Raw genomic sequence first — 14,795 nt, 5'->3', positions numbered from 1 at the left:
CAACCTGTAGCCTGATTTACGCGCCAGCGGAACCCGGATCGTGGGGATGGGCGTTCCTGATCTGCCGTAAGGAGTGTGATCATGCTGGCGGAACTGACGCGGATCTTCCTGGGCGACCAAGACCTGACCTTCATGGTCGAGATCCTGTTTCGCACGGTCATCATCTATTTCTACACGTTGTCATTGTTGCGATGGATTGGTGGGCGCAGTGTCGCCCAGCTTTCGATCGTGGAATTCCTTCTGGTTATCGCCATTGGCTCGGCGGTCGGAGATTCCCTGTTCTACCCGGACGTCCCGCTTTTGCCGGCCATGGCCGCGATCCTTCTTGTGGTGCTGTTCAACAAGTTCATCGACCTGGCCATTCAGCGATCGGACCGGCTCAGCAACTTCTTCGAAGGTCGTCCGCAAATCGTCGTGACCAACGGGCAGGTACATCTGCACAAGATCCGCAGTCAGGGGATCGGCCTTTCCGAGCTGCACCTGAAGCTGCGCGACAAGGGCGTCACCGATCTGGCCGAAGTGCGCTATGCTGTGCTTGAACCCAACGGCGTCCTGTCGGTCCTGACCCATGACAAGGCAACCGACAAGCTGGCGACCGGCCTGTTCGAATCGCCTGCCGTTCCGGCCGATGAATTCGGTGCTGCAACCGATGCCGGGGTTCGGGGTTCCTGAAAGAGGGTCAGCGAAAGGCGGGACATGGTTCAAGACATCCGGATCGCGGTCATCGGCATGGGCCCACGCGGGCTCGGCGCGATCGAGGCGCTTTTCGCAACCCTTACGGACGGGATTTCGGTCACGCTGGATCTGTTCGATCCACGCCCCTGTCCCGGTGCCGGGCCGAATTTCAGTCCTTCGCAGAACTCTCTCAACCTGTTGAACCTGCCGCTTCGCGCCGTCGATCTGCCTTCTCCACCTCGAAATTTCCCGAGCCTCGCCGAGTGGTTGGGGCAAGATAAGAAGGCTATGGAAACCTATCCGTCCCGCGCCCAACTTGGCAGTTATCTGACCGGGCGGTTCGCCAATCTCGTGGAAGCTGGCCAAGCGGGGGTGACGATCTCGCAGCATCAGCTGGCCGCGGATCAATTGCTGCGGGATGCGGCGGACGGCTGGTGGATAAGAGCAGCAGGCGCCCGTCATGGACCCTATGACGAGGTGCTTCTGGCGCAGGGCCAGCCGGCGACTGCGCCGGACCAGCAGCTTGCCAAATGGCATGAGCACGCAAGATGCGGTGTCCGAGATGTGGTTTCCGTCTATCCCGATCATGAGCTTTTGGATGCTGCGTCAGGCTGGGCTGGGAAGGTTGTCGCCGTGCGTGGCATGGGGCTTGCAACCCTGGATGCGATCAGGTTGCTGACGCTGGGCCAGGGCGGGAAGTTTCGCGACGGCGAATACCTGCCCTCCGGGCGCGAACCACTGCGTATCCTGCCGTTTTCTCTGAACGGTCTTCCGCCCTATCCGAAGCCTGAGACCTTGGCGATCGATGCTCGCTTCGCCCCGAGTCGTGAGGAAACGGGTTCCTTTTGCGCAGCCCTTCGTCGGGCCATCGATCTTCCTGGAGAGGGTGCGATTGAGGCCCTTTGCGAAGCGATTGTTCCGCCCGTTATCCGCGTCCTGGAAAGCCAATCTGTCGATCTGTCCGAGCACGAGATCCGGTCTTGGCTGGCCTGCGAGCAAAACGCGCCGGGAGAACAGGAGGTCCGCGGCCCGGTCGATGTGCTGAGGGCCGGAATAGCGATGGCGGCGGGTGAAACCCCGCCCGATATCGGTTACACGATCGGGCAGATCTGGCGGAAATGGCAAAACGAATTGCGGGAGGTCTACAATCCTTCCGCGCCTAGGCCAGGAACAATCAGCGCGTTGATCGCCTTCGACGAAGGGCTCAAACGATATTCCTACGGTCCCCCGCTTTCGACGATGACCGAGCTACTGACGCTGGTCGAGGCGGGACGCGTCGATCTGCGGGCTGCGAACGATCCCGATATCCTGATGACGCGGGATGGATGGCAACTGGTCGAAGAGGATGAAACCGCCCGAGTGGTCGCGATCGTCGATGCCGTCCTGCCGACGCCGCAACTCGGGCAGATGACCGATCCGCTCATCGCGGCCCTGCGCGATTCCGGCGACCTTACGGCGATCGGGCCGAAGCTCGGCGTCAAGCTGCGGCCCGATGGAGGTGTCATCGGCCGAGCCGGTCCGTTGCCGGGTCTATCGCTGCTTGGCCGTCTTGGGCTGGGCAGCGTGATCGCGGTAGATTCGCTTCACGACTGCTTCGGTGCGGCGGCGGATCGCTGGGCCGCAGGCGTCGTGTCGCGCGCGCTGCGCTGATCGCGTCAAGGCAGGAAGATAATGGGAACGGGTTGCTAAGCCGCAGGTTTCACCGCAGTTTGCGAGCGCCCTTTAAGCGAGCCTGCCATGACCCCGACCCTGTTTCCCGGCATCCGTATCGACGCGGCCGAAATTCGTATCGTCCGCCTGCCATTGCTGACGCCTTTCGTCATTTCGACTGGGACCATGACCGAAAAGGTCTTCCCGTTGCTGACCCTGCGCGGAGAAGGGCTGGAAGGCTATGGCGAAGGTGTGATGGACCTGTGGCCAGATTATCTCGAGGAAACTCAGGCTGGCGGCCTTGCCTTCCTGCGCGAGGTGGTCTTGCCGCGCATTCTCGGCCAAAGCTTCGCGAGCCCCGCAGAACTGGCCGCGATTCTGGACCCGTGGCGGGGCCATCGGATGAGCAAGGCCATGGTCGAAATGGCGTTCTGGGATCTTTGGAGCAAGGCGCTGAACATCCCGCTTTGCACCGCTTTGGGTGGCGTGCGCGATGCGGTCCAGGTGGGTGTAAGCCTGGGAATAGCCGATATTCCGACCACGCTCGAGCGTGTCGGTGCGGCGGTGGATGCAGGCTATCGTCGCATCAAGCTCAAGATCAAGCGCGGCCATGACCTGCAAATGCTCAAGGCTGTGCGCGGCGCCTTCCCCGATACGCATCTGACGGTCGATGCCAATACCGATTACCGGCTGGGTGATCTGCCGCTGCTCAAGTCCATGGACCGGTTCGATCTCGACTATATCGAGCAGCCGCTTGCCTTTGATGATATTCACGACCACGCGACAGTTCAGGCCCATCTGGTGACTGCGATCTGCCTGGATGAAAGCATCCGTTCGGCGGTCGATGCCCGCAAGGCGCTGGTTGCAGGCGCGGCGCGGGTCGTCAATATCAAGGTCGGGCGCGTGGGCGGGTTTGCGCAGGCCCGGGCGATCCATGACCTATGCGCCGCATTCGATGTTCCGGTCTGGTGCGGGGGCATGCTGGAATCGGGGATCGGGCGGGCCCAGAATATCCATCTTGCAACGCTCGCGAACTTCTCGAAACCAGGTGATACATCATCCGCAAGCCGATATTTCAAAAGGGATATTATTGAACAGCCGCTTGAAGCAGAAAGCGGCTTGATGCCCGTTCCGAAAGCTTGCGCGGGCTTGGGTGTCACTCTGGATCGGGAATATCTGGGCACGGTCTCGGGTCAGGTCGAGGAATTCCGGCGATGACCGATGTGACAATCCGCGAACTGGCCTCGCTGGCGGAACTCAGGGACTCCGAAGACCTGCAGCGCGCGGTCTGGGGGCAGGACGATCCTGCGGACAACGCTGACCTGATGCTGGCGATCCAGCACGAGGGCGGGTTGGTCGCAGGGGCTTTTGCCGAAGACCGGATGCTCGCATTCCTTTTCGCCTTCCCGAGCGCCTTGCCCGGTGTCCAGCATTCCCATCGGCTTGCCGTCCTGCCAGAGGCGCGTGGGCTTCGACTGGGCAGTCGCCTGAAATGGTTTCAACGCGATTGGTGCCTGGCGAAGGGCATCACGCTCGTGCGGTGGACCTATGATCCCATTCGGGCGATCAATGCCGGGCTGAACGTGCGCGTTCTTGGTGGCACGTCGGGCACATATCTTGAAAACTATTATGGGACGATGGAAGGCATCAATGCGGGATTGCCCTCGGATCGGCTGATGCTGGACTGGCAGCTCGATAGTCCCGCAGTCGTGGCGCGCGCGACCGGTCGGCCTGTGCCCCGGATCGCGGAAACTCGCCGTCTGCCCATTCCCGCCGATATCGACGGCCTGCTGCTGACCGATCCGGCGGCTGCGCTGACCGCTCGGATGGACCTGCGCCGCGATCTCGTCGAAGCCTTTGCCGCAGGCGAGCGGATCATCGGTTTCGACAGCACGGCACCGGCCTACCATCTGGCGAAATCTCAGCCGGGGGGCTGAGGCCAGGTCTCATCCTGTCCCGGCTGACCGCTGAAGCGATCTTTCCAGCCACAAACGGGGTTGCACGAACGGCCGTTCCCGGCCACATGGCGTCAATTTCGTGTTTCATCCGCCGGACACCGGCAGAGGAGGAAGAGGATGAGCGCCACGCCAGAACGGCAGATCCGCCTGACCCCAAGTGCCATTCGCGCGCGCAAGGGCGGCACGCCCGTCGCCTGCCTGACCGCATATACGACGCCCATGGCCAAGCTGGTGGATGCGTCCTGCGACCTGATCCTTGTCGGGGATAGCGTCGGAATGGTTCTGCACGGCCTTGCCTCGACCATCGGTGTCACGATGGAAATGATGATCCTTCATGGCAAGGCCGTGGCGCGGGGCGTTTCGCATTCCTGCCTTGTCGTCGACCTGCCGTTCGGCAGTTACGAAGAAAGTCCCGAGCAGGCATTTCGCAACGCGGCCCGGCTGATGGCCGAGACCGAATGCCAGGCCGTGAAGCTGGAGGGGGGGCAACACATGGCCGAAACCGTCTCCTATCTGGTCAGGCGGGGCATCCCGGTGATGGGCCATGTCGGGCTCACCCCCCAGTCAGTGAATGCACTTGGCGGATACAAGGTTCAAGGCCGGGGCGAGGATGGCGATCGCGTCGCGGCGGATGCTGCCGCGCTGGCGGATGCCGGAGCATTTGCCGTCGTTCTGGAAAAGCTGCCCGAAAGCTTGGGGGCCCGGATCACCCGTGACATCGCGGTGCCGACGATCGGTATCGGCGCCGGGGTCCTGTGCGATGGGCAGGTGCTGGTGGTCGATGACATGCTGGGCATGTTCTCGGATTTTCGGCCGAAATTCGTGAAGCGCTTTGCCGAACAGGGCAGGGAGGCCAGCGCGGCCATCGCGTTCTACGCCGAAGAGGTGCGCTCGCGTCGCTTTCCCGCGCCTGAACACAGCTTCGCAGATGAGGGAAACTTGTGATGAGCGCACCGATCGTTCGCACCCTTTCCGAGCTGGGATCGCGCATCGACGCATGGAAGGCCGAGGGCGAGATCATCGGGGTGGTCCCGACCATGGGTGCGCTGCATGACGGGCATCTGAGCCTTGTCACGGCCGCCAAGGCGCAATGCGACCGGGTCATCGTCACGCTGTTCGTCAATCCGCGCCAGTTCAACAACCCTGACGACTTCGCGAAATACCCGAGGACCGAGGCTGCCGACGCCGAATTGCTGGGGCCACTGCTTGTCGACGCACTTTTCGTCCCCGATGCGGCCGAGGTCTATCCTTCCAGTCATACGACAATCGTGTCCGTCGGCGGGATAAGCGCGCCGCTGGAAGGCGTGCATCGCCCCGGACATTTCGACGGCGTGGCAACGGTGGTCGCGCTTTTGCTGAACATGACCCGCGCCGACAGGGCCTATTTCGGCCAGAAAGACTGGCAGCAGTTGCAACTTGTGCGTCGCATGGTGAACGATCTGAAGATGCCGGTCGAGATCGCCGCGTGCCCCAGCGTGAGAGACGCGGACGGTCTCGCGCTTTCGTCCCGCAACCTGCGGCTTTCCCCCCAGGCGCGTCGCCTTGCCGCCGCGCTCCCTGCCACTCTTTTCGCGGCATCTAGCCAGATCGAGGCCGGTGAGCCGACAGAACCGGTGCTGGCCGCCGCCCGCACGCGCCTGGCCGAGGCCGGGTTGGGGCCGCTGGAATATCTGGAGCTTCGCGATGCGGAAACCCTGGGTGAACCACGGCCTGGGCATCCCGCGCGGTTGCTTGTGGCGATCTGGCTGGACGGTGTCAGACTGATCGACAATGTCGGGGTCGGTCTTCGCGAAGCGGGTTGATCGCGACTTCCTTCTTTACTTGTGCTCGGGACCTCTATAAGGAGCCAGCCTTTGGCTCCGCGTGTCCGGAGCGGCGGGTATTGGCATTCCTGTCGCGAAGGGTCTGGTGCCGCTCATCGGGTGTTCGGCACCCCCTTTTTCTGGCGAAGAAATGACAGATCTGAATATTGCCGCGCCTCTGGCCGCGGCGCTGGCAGCCAAGGGCTATGCCAGCCTTACCTCCGTTCAAGAAGCCGTTCTGGCAGCCGATGCGGCGGGCCGGGACATGCTGGTCTCGGCACAGACCGGATCGGGCAAGACCGTTGCCTTCGGACTCGCCGTCGCCCCGGACATCCTTCAGGGTGGCGACCTTCTGATGCCGGCGGATGCGCCGCTGGGCCTCGCGATCGCGCCGACGCGCGAACTGGCGCTTCAGGTCGCGCGTGAACTGGCCTGGCTCTATGGTGAGGCTGGTGCCCAGATCGCGACCTGTGTGGGCGGGATGGATTACCGCAACGAGCGTCGCGCGCTGGATCGTGGCCCGCATATCGTGGTGGGCACGCCGGGTCGTCTGCGCGACCATATCGAGCGCGGCAGCCTTGATCTGTCCGGCCTGCGCGCTGCAGTGCTGGACGAGGCCGACGAGATGCTGGATCTCGGATTCCGCGAGGATCTGGAGTTCATCCTTGAATCCGCGCCGGCCGAGCGCCGCACGCTGATGTTCTCGGCGACCGTCTCTCCCGCGATCGAAAAGCTGGCGAAGGACTTCCAGAAGGACGCGCTGCGCATCGTGGCCCAGGGCGAAGCGCGCCAGCACGGCGATATCGAATATCGCGCGATCAGCGTTCAGGCGCGCGATCGCGAGCCGGCAATCTTCAACCTGCTGCGTCTTTATGACGCCCGCACGGCAATCATCTTCTGCAAGACCCGCGCCAATGTGAACCATCTTCTGGCGCGCATGGGCAATCGCGGCTTCAAGGTGGTGGCGCTGTCGGGCGAACTCAGCCAGCAGGAACGCAGCCATGCGCTTCAAGCGCTCCGCGATGGCCGCGCCCAGGTCTGCATCGCGACCGACGTTGCGGCGCGCGGCATCGACCTGCCCGGTCTGGAACTGGTGATCCATGCCGACCTGCCCACCAATTCGGAAACATTGTTGCACCGCTCCGGTCGAACGGGGCGGGCTGGATCGAAGGGCGTCTCTGCGCTGATCGTGGCCTCGTCGGAATACAAGAAGGCGCAGCGTCTTCTGAAATTCGCGAAGCTCGAGGCTGAATGGTCTGGCGCCCCTTCGGCGGATGATGTGCGTGCCAAGGACGACGCGCGGATGCTCGATCATCCCGCGCTGCAGGAACGCGTTGAGGATGATGCCTCCTTGGCCCATGACCTGATCGCCCGCTTTGGCGCGGAACAGGTCGCTTCGGCCTTCATCCGGCTCTGGCGCGAAGGACGTCCTGCGCCCGAAGAACTGACCGTGCTTCAGGATCGGCCTGCCGCCACGGCCCCGCGTGCGCCGCGCGAATTCGGCAACGCGGTCTGGTTCTCACTGAGCGTCGGCTATTCCGGTCGCGCCGAGGCACGCTGGCTCCTGCCGAAGATCTGTGAGGCAGGCGGCGTGAACAAGGACGTCGTGGGTGCGATCAAGATCCGCGAGCACGAAAGCTTCGTTCAGATCGCCGAGGACAGCGCCGACAAGTTTGGCGAGGCGGTCGAGCTGGAAGAAGGGCTGATGATGCTTCGCCAGCAAGGTATGCCCAATTTCGAGCGCGGCGGCGACGTCCCGGCGCCGCGCCGGGCAGCACCCGCAAAGAAGGGTTATCCCAAGAAGCGCCCCGACGCTTCCTATGAAGACCGCGCGTCCGACGAACGGCGCGAATATCGCCGCGACGATAAGCCGAAGGCGGAGGATGCATCCGCGCCCCGCAAGGCGCGCTGGAGTGCAGCCGACAAATCGTCAAAGCGCAGTGCAGATGGGGCGGTGCGCGCGAAAGGCAAGCCGACAAAGGCACCTGCGGGCAAGGCGGCCTGGGCCAAGCCTGCCTCCAAGCGCAAACCCGACGGCGCCAAGGGAAGCTATTCGCCCAAGAGCCGCAAGGGCTGATCAAGGAAACGCCCGGTCATCGACCGGGCGTTTTTCTGTCAATAGGGCAGGCCGACATAGTTCTCTGCAAGCGCGGTCTGGGCCGCGGGGGAATGCGCGAGGTAGTCGACTTCGGCCGCCTGCATTTTCGCGAGGAAATCACCTTCGGACGGGAATTCGTGCAGCATGCGCGTCATGGACCATGAAAAGCGCGATGCCTTCCAGACACGGGCGAGCGCCGTTGCGGAATAGTCGCGCAACGGCTGACCGTCGCCGCCAAAATGGGAAATGAGCGCGCGAGAAAGGTAGTAGACGTCCGAGGCCGCGAGATTGAGCCCCTTTGCCCCGGTCGGTGGGACGATATGGGCCGCGTCGCCTGCAAGGAAAATCCGACCCCAGCTCATGGGTTCGGAAATGAAGCTGCGTAGCGGTGCAATGCTTTTTTCGATCGAGGGGCCCGTTACCAGCACCTCGGCCAGATGCGGCGGCAATCGGAGCTTGAGTTCTGCCCAGAATGCCTCGTCGCTCCAGTCCTCGGGCTGGTCGGTTAGCGGGACCTGCAGGTAATGTCGGCTGAGATTGGCGTTCCGCATCGAACATAGCGCGAAGCCGCGTTCATGACCGGAATAGACCAGTTCATCCGTGACAGGGGGTGTTTCCGACAAGATGCCGAGCCATCCGAAGGGATAGACATGCTCAAATTCACGGCGGACGGCATCCGGAATCGAACGGCGGCTGACGCCGTGAAAGCCGTCGCAACCTGCGATATAGTCGCACTCAATCCGCTGGTTCTTGCCGTCATGGGTAAACGTCACGTAGGGCGCGTCGCCATTGGCGTCGTGGATCGCGACATCCTCGGCTTCGTGGAAGATGGGGGCGTCGATCCGGTCCAGCGCGTCATAGAGATCATGCGTGACCTCGGTCTGGCCGTAGATCATGACGGATTTGCCCGTCAGCTTCTTGAAATCGATGTGCACCGTCGTACCATGGGCAGTAATGATGGTGCCGTCATGGACAAATCCTTCGGCATCCATCCGTGCGCCCACGCCCGCTTCGCGCAGGATATCGCACAACCCCTGTTCAAGGACGCCGGCGCGGATACGCGAAAGGACATAGCTTCTCGAACGTCGTTCGAGCACGACCGCGTCGATTCCGGCGCGACGCAAAAGCAGGGAAAGCAGCAAGCCGGAAGGGCCGCCGCCAATGATGCAAACCTGATGGCGCATGGGTTTTCCTCCTACGCGGACGTATTGATGCCCGCTTTCGATCCGCGACAAAATGGCGCGGCAGAGCCCAGGAAAAAATGGACCCGTCGTCGAAAAACTTGGACAAATCGTCAGCCATCGGTCCCGCCCTGTTTCCGGTAGACGCCAGGCGAAACCCCGGTTCGCCGAGCAAAGAAGCGGTTGAAATAGGCCGGATCGTCGAAGCCCGTCATGTGGGCGATCTGTGTAACGCTGTTTTCGGTATAGAGAAGGCAGCGCTTCGCCTCGAGCAGGATGCGTTCGTGCAGGATCTCGCTGGCCGTTCGTCCAGCCTTTAACTTGCACGCGGCGTTCAGGCGTGCGGTCGTGACGGCAAGCTGGCGCGCGTAGAACGACGGAGATCTTTGATTGCGATAGTGCCGCTCCATCAATCCACGATAGCGAATGAGCAGATCCTGGTCACGGTCGCCCGGGGCCGGGCCGGAGTCCCGATGACTGATCCCCAGTCGCAGGACGATCACCAGAAGGCGCAGGAACAACCCCATGATCGCCGAGCGACGGCCTGGCGCGGACCAGACGAATTCGCGCAAAAGCCAGTCGAATGTCTCTATCGTCGACGAAACGTCCACGCCGGACCCTTCCAAGGCGAGGACCGCGGGACGGGTGACGGTTTCAGCAAGGGCGGGATCGGCAGCCGTTGCCGCGTTCAACCAGCCTAGCGCCGCCGTCACGACATAGCCGTCCGTCCCGGCATCGAATTCGAATTGATGCACGCAACCCGCCGGCAGGATCAGAACCGCAGGCACGGGGATCTGTCGCCTCTGGTCCTCATAGCTGAGTACGCCTCCGCCATGATGGATGAGCATGATCTGCAGGTGATCCGGATGGGCATGCGGGCGAATGCGCCAGCCATGCGGTCCGCTGCGATCCAGGATCGGTTCGACATGCAGGAAGTCGAGTTCGACGTCACGGTCCTGATCGCCATAAAGGTAGTAATGCGGAATGGTGGTCGCTGACGTGCGGGTCATGGCGTCTCGCCCGGATTGCGTGGGCGCCTTGCGTCGGGCACGGGCAGGGATTGGTCCGCATTCCGGACGACCTCTCGCGCGATTTGTTCGAATTCGACCAGCCCCGGCGCGCGGCTTTCCTGGCGTCGTGTCATGCCGACCGCTCCCGACAGAAATCTTGCGCCGGTCGGAAAATCGATCAGCTCGCCGCGATCAAGCTCGTACAACACCACGCCGCGCGAGATGAACCAAAGCGCGTCCGAGCCAAGGCAGATCCCCCGCCCAAGGGCCAGGGAAACCGTCTCGACCAGCGGTCTTACCCCGTTCAACCCGTGCGCTGCCAGATAGTCCTCGACAATAGGACGGATCAGCGCGGTGGCCGGTGGCAGGATCACGGGCGATCTTGCCAGCGCTTCTGTCGCCGGACGACCGCGGGCTGGATGGCCGCTTCGGGCGACCAGGATCACCTCGTCCTCGTAGAGGTGATCGAAGCTCAGTCCGGACATTTCCGAGGCTCCCGGCAAGCGACCGACGACCAGATCGACCGCCCCGTCGCGCAACAGCCGCATCAGGTGGAAATGGGGGCCGGTTTCCGCGGCCAACACGATCTCGGGGCGCAATTCGCGCAGGCGGAGCACCACCTGAGGCAGGAAGCGCGTCGCCACTGTCGGCAAGACGCCGACCCGCAGAACCCCCGCTGCGCCTGGCCGCATGGCGCTTGCGCCCGCCTCAAGCGCCTGGATGGCGGCGAGCGCATGACGACGAAACAGCGCGCCCGACTCGGTGAGTGCAAGGCGACGGCCCTGTCGCAGGAAAAGCTGTTGTTCCAGCAAGGTTTCAAGCTCGGCCAATGTCCGGGACAGGGCAGGTTGGGTAATGCCCTGCGCCCGGGCGACCGGGGAAAGCCCACCTTCGGCGGCTATGTCCAGAAATGCGCGGATATGGCGCAGTTTTATGGACGGATGCATAGCAGAACGGTTATTCATTTTGGTCGATTTTGCATTATTCAAACCCGGACGGTTATGCGAAATTATGAACGAGGGAGAACAGCATGCAAGTATTGAACCGCCCTTGGGGCGCAATGCATTACCGGATCGATGGACCGGCGGATGGACCGGTCGTGGTTTTTGCGAACTCGCTGGGGACCGACTTGCGACTTTGGGACCCGCTCTTGGCGGAAATGCCGGGTATCCGCGCCGTCCGCTTTGACAAGCGGGGTCATGGGCTTTCGGATGAGGGCGGCGAATTCCGGGTCGAGGATCTGGCCGATGACGCTGCCGCGTTGATCGAACATCTCGGTCTGAAGCAGGTCGTATTCGTGGGCCTGTCGATCGGCGGGATGATCGCACAGATCATCTCGTCGCGCCGGGCGGATCTCGTCGGTGCTGTCGTGCTTGCCAACACCGCGGTCAAGATGGGCACGCAGCAAAGCTGGGACGAGCGGATCGCAGCCATTCGTTCCGGCGGGCTCGGTTCGATCGTCGATCTTGTCATGCAGCGGTGGTTTGCGCCGAAATTTCGTGCGCAGCCCGAGCTGGCAATCTGGCGCAACATGGTCGCGCGGACATCGGCGAGCGGCTATATTGCGGCATGCCACGCATTGTCCGCCGCCGAACTGACCGATGCGGCAACGAGGATTTCGCTGCCCGCGATGGTGATTGCAGGCGAGCAGGACGGATCGTCTCCGGCGGAACTGGTCAAGGCGACGGCTGATCTGGTCGCTGGTGCAACCTTCCACGTCATCCCCGATGCAGGCCACTTGCCCTGTGTCGAACAGCCTGCCGCTTTTGCGGCGCTTCTCGGGCGATTTCTCAAGGAACATTCAGCATGAACGAACGATTCGATCAGGGTATGGCCACCCGCAGGCGCGTGCTTGGCGACGCCCATGTGGATCGTGCAGAGGCGAACAAGACTGCCTTTGACGAACCCTTCCAGAGCCTGATCACCGAAGCAGCCTGGGGTTCTGTCTGGTCGCGCGACACGATCACGGCGCGCGAACGCTCGATGCTGACCATCGCGCTGCTTGCCGGGCTGGGCAATGACCACGAATTGGCAATGCATGTGCGCGCCACGGCCAATACCGGTGCCAGTAAGGAAGATGTGCTGGAAGCACTTCTGCACGTCGCCATCTATGCCGGCGTGCCGCGCGCGAACCACGCCATCAAGATCGCCAAGGAGACATTCGCGGAAATGGAGAGCAAGCGATGACCCTCAGCAACCAATTTGATCGCGGCCCGCTGTTCTTTCGCGATCGCGACTGGCATCCCGCTGCCTACACGCCGGGCTACAAGACCTCGATGACCCGGGCGCCGTTCCGGCCGCTGGTCGCAATGGGCTCGACCCTTTCCGAGGAAACCGGCCCCGCCTTCGGCCATTCCATGATTGGCGAGCTCGATAACAACCTGATCATGAACTTCACCGGTGAGCCCGCCATTGGCGAGCGGATCATCATGCATGGGCGGGTGCTGGACGAATCCGGTCGGGGTGTACCGAATGTGCTGGTCGAGATCTGGCAGGCAAATGCGGGCGGCCGTTACCGCCACAAGAAGGACAACTATGCGGCCCCGCTTGATCCGAATTTCGGCGGCTGCGGTCGCACGATCAGCGGGCCGGACGGCTCGTACGAGTTCCTGACCGTGCGTCCGGGCGCCTACCCCTGGCCGAACCGCGTCAATGACTGGCGGCCGATGCACATCCATATCTCGGTCTTCGGGTCGGGTTTCGGCCAACGCCTGATCTCGCAGATGTATTTCGAGGGTGATCCGCTGATCAAGCGCTGCCCTATCGTCAACACGATCGGGCAGGATCGCGCAATCCAGGCGCTGGTCGCGCCGCTTGATATGAATCGCGCGATTCCGATGGATTGCCTGGCCTACAAGTTCGACATCGTCCTGCGCGGCCGCCGCCAGTCGTTCTTCGAAAACCGTAAGGAGGGATTGTAATGCAGGAACTGGATTATCTGAAGGAATCCCCTTCGCAGACGGCTGGCCCCTATGTTCATATCGGATTGACGCCAAACAAGCTGGGCATTGGCGGCATCTACCCGGTCGACCTGGGCGAAAGCCCTGTCCTGCCGGGCGCGAAGGGCGAAGAAATCACCATCATCGGCACGGTTCAGGACGGAGCGGGGATGATCCTGCGCGACGCGCTGATCGAAACTTGGCAAGCCGATGGTCAAGGGATCTATCCGGGCAACGACCCGCGCGGCGCGGCCGATCCCAATGTGACGGGCTGGGCACGCATCATCGCCGATTTCGAAACCGGCGAATGGACCCTGAAAACCGTCAAGCCGGGGCGCGTTCCCTTCCCCGACGGACGGGCGATGGCGCCCCATATCGCGCTGTGGGTCGTGGCCCGCGGGATCAACCTTGGCCTGCAGACCCGGATCTATTTCGAGGATGAGGAAAACGAATCCTGCCCGGTCTTGCAGCGCATCGAGCATCGCGAGCGGGTGAAAACCCTTGTCGCAAAGAAGACGGCCGACGGAACATATCGCTTCGACGTCATTCTACAGGGCGAAAACGAAACCGTGTTCTTCGACATGTGAGGAAAAGATGGGCGATCTTTCAAACCGGCCCTGCATCATCTGCGTGGCCATCACCGGCTCGCTTCCAACCAAGGAAAACAACCCGGCGGTGCCCATCACCGTGGTGGAGCAGATCGAATCCACCCACGAAGCATTCGAGGCCGGGGCGACGATCGCCCATTGCCACGTGCGCGACGACGAGGGCAAGCCGAGTTCGGACCCCGAACGCTTCGCCCGTCTGAAGGAAGGCCTGGAGAAGCACTGTCCGGGAATGATCGTCCAGCTTTCGACCGGAGGAAGGTCAGGCGCAGGACAGACACGCGGAGGCATGTTGCCGCTTTCGCCTGACATGGCCTCGCTATCGGTCGGATCGAACAACTTCCCGACCCGTGTCTATGAAAACCCGCCGGATCTTGTCGACTGGCTGGCTTCCGAGATGCTGAAATACGGTGTCCTTCCGGAAATCGAGGCATTTGACCTGAGCCATATCCTGCAGGCCGCCCAGATGCATCGGGACGGCAGGCTGAAGGATCGCCCCTATGTCCAGTTCGTCATGGGCGTGAAGAACGCCATGCCCGTCGATCGCGACGTTTTCGATTACTACATCCATACTGTGAAGCGTCTCTTTGGTGATGACGCGCCCTGGTGCGCGGCCGGGATCGGGGCGAACCAGATCGTGCTCAACGAATGGGCCATCTCAGCCGGAGGACACGCCCGGACGGGGCTTGAGGATAATGTGCGCATCGACCGGGACAGGCTCGCACCGTCGAATGCCGCCCTGGTCCAGCGTGCGGTCGAGCTTTGCAGGAAATACGACCGCCCCGTCGCCAACTGGATGCAAGCGCGCGAGATCCTGGGATTGCGGGTTCCCGAGGTGGCTTGAGCCCTCGAATCTTAACCGCGTGACGATTATCAT

At 62.5% G+C, this 14,795-nt stretch carries 15 protein-coding genes; 12 read left to right on the top strand and 3 right to left on the bottom strand.

Features of this window, described 5'->3' with window-relative positions; translation table 11 throughout:
• Nucleotides 1-81 precede the first annotated feature (81 nt).
• The 7 genes from RGQ15_RS16155 to RGQ15_RS16125 all read left to right on the top strand — a co-directional run bounded on the left by RGQ15_RS16155 (nucleotide 82) and on the right by RGQ15_RS16125 (nucleotide 8,162).
• The gene (locus tag RGQ15_RS16155; RefSeq protein WP_311161618.1) at nucleotides 82-672 is read left to right on the top strand and encodes a DUF421 domain-containing protein; all 591 of its coding nucleotides are present in this window, start codon (nucleotides 82-84) and stop codon (nucleotides 670-672) included.
• Between the two features lie 24 nt (nucleotides 673-696).
• Entirely contained in the window at nucleotides 697-2,325 is a 1,629-nt protein-coding gene (locus tag RGQ15_RS16150) for an FAD/NAD(P)-binding protein (protein ID WP_311161617.1), read from the top strand.
• Between the two features lie 87 nt (nucleotides 2,326-2,412).
• Entirely contained in the window at nucleotides 2,413-3,543 is a 1,131-nt protein-coding gene (menC, locus tag RGQ15_RS16145; protein ID WP_311161616.1) for an o-succinylbenzoate synthase, read from the top strand.
• On the top strand, nucleotides 3,540-4,262 hold the full coding sequence (locus tag RGQ15_RS16140; protein WP_311161615.1) for a GNAT family N-acetyltransferase: 723 nt from the start codon (nucleotides 3,540-3,542) through the stop codon (nucleotides 4,260-4,262). Before menC ends, RGQ15_RS16140 begins: the two co-directional genes overlap by 4 nt.
• 138 nt (nucleotides 4,263-4,400) lie before the next feature.
• Entirely contained in the window at nucleotides 4,401-5,228 is an 828-nt protein-coding gene (gene panB / locus RGQ15_RS16135; RefSeq protein WP_311161614.1) for a 3-methyl-2-oxobutanoate hydroxymethyltransferase, read from the top strand.
• Entirely contained in the window at nucleotides 5,228-6,085 is an 858-nt protein-coding gene (panC, locus tag RGQ15_RS16130; RefSeq protein WP_311161613.1) for a pantoate--beta-alanine ligase, read from the top strand. Before panB ends, panC begins: the two co-directional genes overlap by 1 nt.
• 151 nt (nucleotides 6,086-6,236) lie before the next feature.
• Nucleotides 6,237-8,162: a DEAD/DEAH box helicase gene (locus tag RGQ15_RS16125; protein ID WP_311161611.1), complete on the top strand. Its 1,926-nt coding sequence runs from the start codon at nucleotides 6,237-6,239 to the stop codon at nucleotides 8,160-8,162.
• Nucleotides 8,163-8,200: 38 nt separating this feature from the next.
• Here RGQ15_RS16125 and pobA read toward each other — a convergent pair whose 3' ends face one another.
• The 3 genes from pobA to RGQ15_RS16110 form a co-directional block, all read right to left on the bottom strand.
• A complete protein-coding gene (pobA, locus tag RGQ15_RS16120) occupies nucleotides 8,201-9,367 on the bottom strand; it encodes a 4-hydroxybenzoate 3-monooxygenase (RefSeq protein WP_311161610.1) in 1,167 nt (388 codons plus the stop codon).
• Between the two features lie 110 nt (nucleotides 9,368-9,477).
• The gene (locus RGQ15_RS16115; RefSeq protein ID WP_311161609.1) at nucleotides 9,478-10,374 is read right to left on the bottom strand and encodes a helix-turn-helix domain-containing protein; all 897 of its coding nucleotides are present in this window, start codon (nucleotides 10,372-10,374) and stop codon (nucleotides 9,478-9,480) included.
• Nucleotides 10,371-11,321 (bottom strand): LysR substrate-binding domain-containing protein, encoded by a 951-nt coding sequence (locus RGQ15_RS16110; protein WP_311161607.1) that lies wholly within the window; start codon nucleotides 11,319-11,321, stop codon nucleotides 10,371-10,373. The genes RGQ15_RS16115 and RGQ15_RS16110 overlap by 4 nt, the downstream gene beginning before the upstream one ends.
• 83 nt (nucleotides 11,322-11,404) lie before the next feature.
• Here RGQ15_RS16110 and pcaD point away from each other — a divergent pair, with 83 nt between their 5' ends.
• Genes pcaD through RGQ15_RS16085 form a run of 5 tightly spaced genes read left to right on the top strand, consistent with a single transcriptional unit; the run spans nucleotide 11,405 to nucleotide 14,762 of the window.
• Nucleotides 11,405-12,184, top strand: coding sequence for a 3-oxoadipate enol-lactonase (gene pcaD, locus RGQ15_RS16105; protein ID WP_311161604.1), 780 nt, complete (start codon nucleotides 11,405-11,407; stop codon nucleotides 12,182-12,184).
• Nucleotides 12,181-12,561, top strand: a complete 381-nt coding sequence (gene pcaC / locus RGQ15_RS16100; RefSeq protein ID WP_311161603.1) for a 4-carboxymuconolactone decarboxylase — start codon at nucleotides 12,181-12,183, stop codon at nucleotides 12,559-12,561. Before pcaD ends, pcaC begins: the two co-directional genes overlap by 4 nt.
• Complete coding sequence (gene pcaH, locus RGQ15_RS16095) at nucleotides 12,558-13,295, top strand: protocatechuate 3,4-dioxygenase subunit beta (RefSeq protein ID WP_311161602.1); 738 nt, start codon at nucleotides 12,558-12,560, stop codon at nucleotides 13,293-13,295. The genes pcaC and pcaH overlap by 4 nt, the downstream gene beginning before the upstream one ends.
• The gene (gene pcaG, locus RGQ15_RS16090) at nucleotides 13,295-13,900 is read left to right on the top strand and encodes a protocatechuate 3,4-dioxygenase subunit alpha (RefSeq protein WP_311161601.1); all 606 of its coding nucleotides are present in this window, start codon (nucleotides 13,295-13,297) and stop codon (nucleotides 13,898-13,900) included. Before pcaH ends, pcaG begins: the two co-directional genes overlap by 1 nt.
• A gap of 7 nt (nucleotides 13,901-13,907) precedes the next feature.
• On the top strand, nucleotides 13,908-14,762 hold the full coding sequence (locus RGQ15_RS16085; protein WP_311161600.1) for a BKACE family enzyme: 855 nt from the start codon (nucleotides 13,908-13,910) through the stop codon (nucleotides 14,760-14,762).
• Nucleotides 14,763-14,795: the final 33 nt, after the last annotated feature.

This window comes from Paracoccus sp. MBLB3053, assembly GCF_031822435.1.
GTDB classification, from domain to species: Bacteria; Pseudomonadota; Alphaproteobacteria; order Rhodobacterales; family Rhodobacteraceae; genus Paracoccus; species Paracoccus aurantius.
The sequence above is the reverse complement of the archived record's forward strand: the minus strand, read 5'-3'. Positions and strand labels throughout refer to the sequence as shown.

What these genes read in the sequence shown, in the direction of transcription:
- RGQ15_RS16110 (WP_311161607.1), bottom strand. Translation starts at nt 11,321, where the DNA reads ATGCATCCGTCCATAAAACTGCGCCATATCCGCGCATTTCTGGACATA.
- RGQ15_RS16140 (WP_311161615.1), top strand. Translation starts at nt 3,540, where the DNA reads ATGACCGATGTGACAATCCGCGAACTGGCCTCGCTGGCGGAACTCAGG.
- pcaG (WP_311161601.1), top strand. Translation starts at nt 13,295, where the DNA reads ATGCAGGAACTGGATTATCTGAAGGAATCCCCTTCGCAGACGGCTGGC.
- RGQ15_RS16115 (WP_311161609.1), bottom strand. Translation starts at nt 10,374, where the DNA reads ATGACCCGCACGTCAGCGACCACCATTCCGCATTACTACCTTTATGGC.
- pcaD (WP_311161604.1), top strand. Translation starts at nt 11,405, where the DNA reads ATGCAAGTATTGAACCGCCCTTGGGGCGCAATGCATTACCGGATCGAT.
- RGQ15_RS16085 (WP_311161600.1), top strand. Translation starts at nt 13,908, where the DNA reads ATGGGCGATCTTTCAAACCGGCCCTGCATCATCTGCGTGGCCATCACC.
- RGQ15_RS16155 (WP_311161618.1), top strand. Translation starts at nt 82, where the DNA reads ATGCTGGCGGAACTGACGCGGATCTTCCTGGGCGACCAAGACCTGACC.
- panC (WP_311161613.1), top strand. Translation starts at nt 5,228, where the DNA reads ATGAGCGCACCGATCGTTCGCACCCTTTCCGAGCTGGGATCGCGCATC.
- pcaC (WP_311161603.1), top strand. Translation starts at nt 12,181, where the DNA reads ATGAACGAACGATTCGATCAGGGTATGGCCACCCGCAGGCGCGTGCTT.
- panB (WP_311161614.1), top strand. Translation starts at nt 4,401, where the DNA reads ATGAGCGCCACGCCAGAACGGCAGATCCGCCTGACCCCAAGTGCCATT.
- pobA (WP_311161610.1), bottom strand. Translation starts at nt 9,367, where the DNA reads ATGCGCCATCAGGTTTGCATCATTGGCGGCGGCCCTTCCGGCTTGCTG.
- pcaH (WP_311161602.1), top strand. Translation starts at nt 12,558, where the DNA reads ATGACCCTCAGCAACCAATTTGATCGCGGCCCGCTGTTCTTTCGCGAT.
- RGQ15_RS16150 (WP_311161617.1), top strand. Translation starts at nt 697, where the DNA reads ATGGTTCAAGACATCCGGATCGCGGTCATCGGCATGGGCCCACGCGGG.
- RGQ15_RS16125 (WP_311161611.1), top strand. Translation starts at nt 6,237, where the DNA reads ATGACAGATCTGAATATTGCCGCGCCTCTGGCCGCGGCGCTGGCAGCC.
- menC (WP_311161616.1), top strand. Translation starts at nt 2,413, where the DNA reads ATGACCCCGACCCTGTTTCCCGGCATCCGTATCGACGCGGCCGAAATT.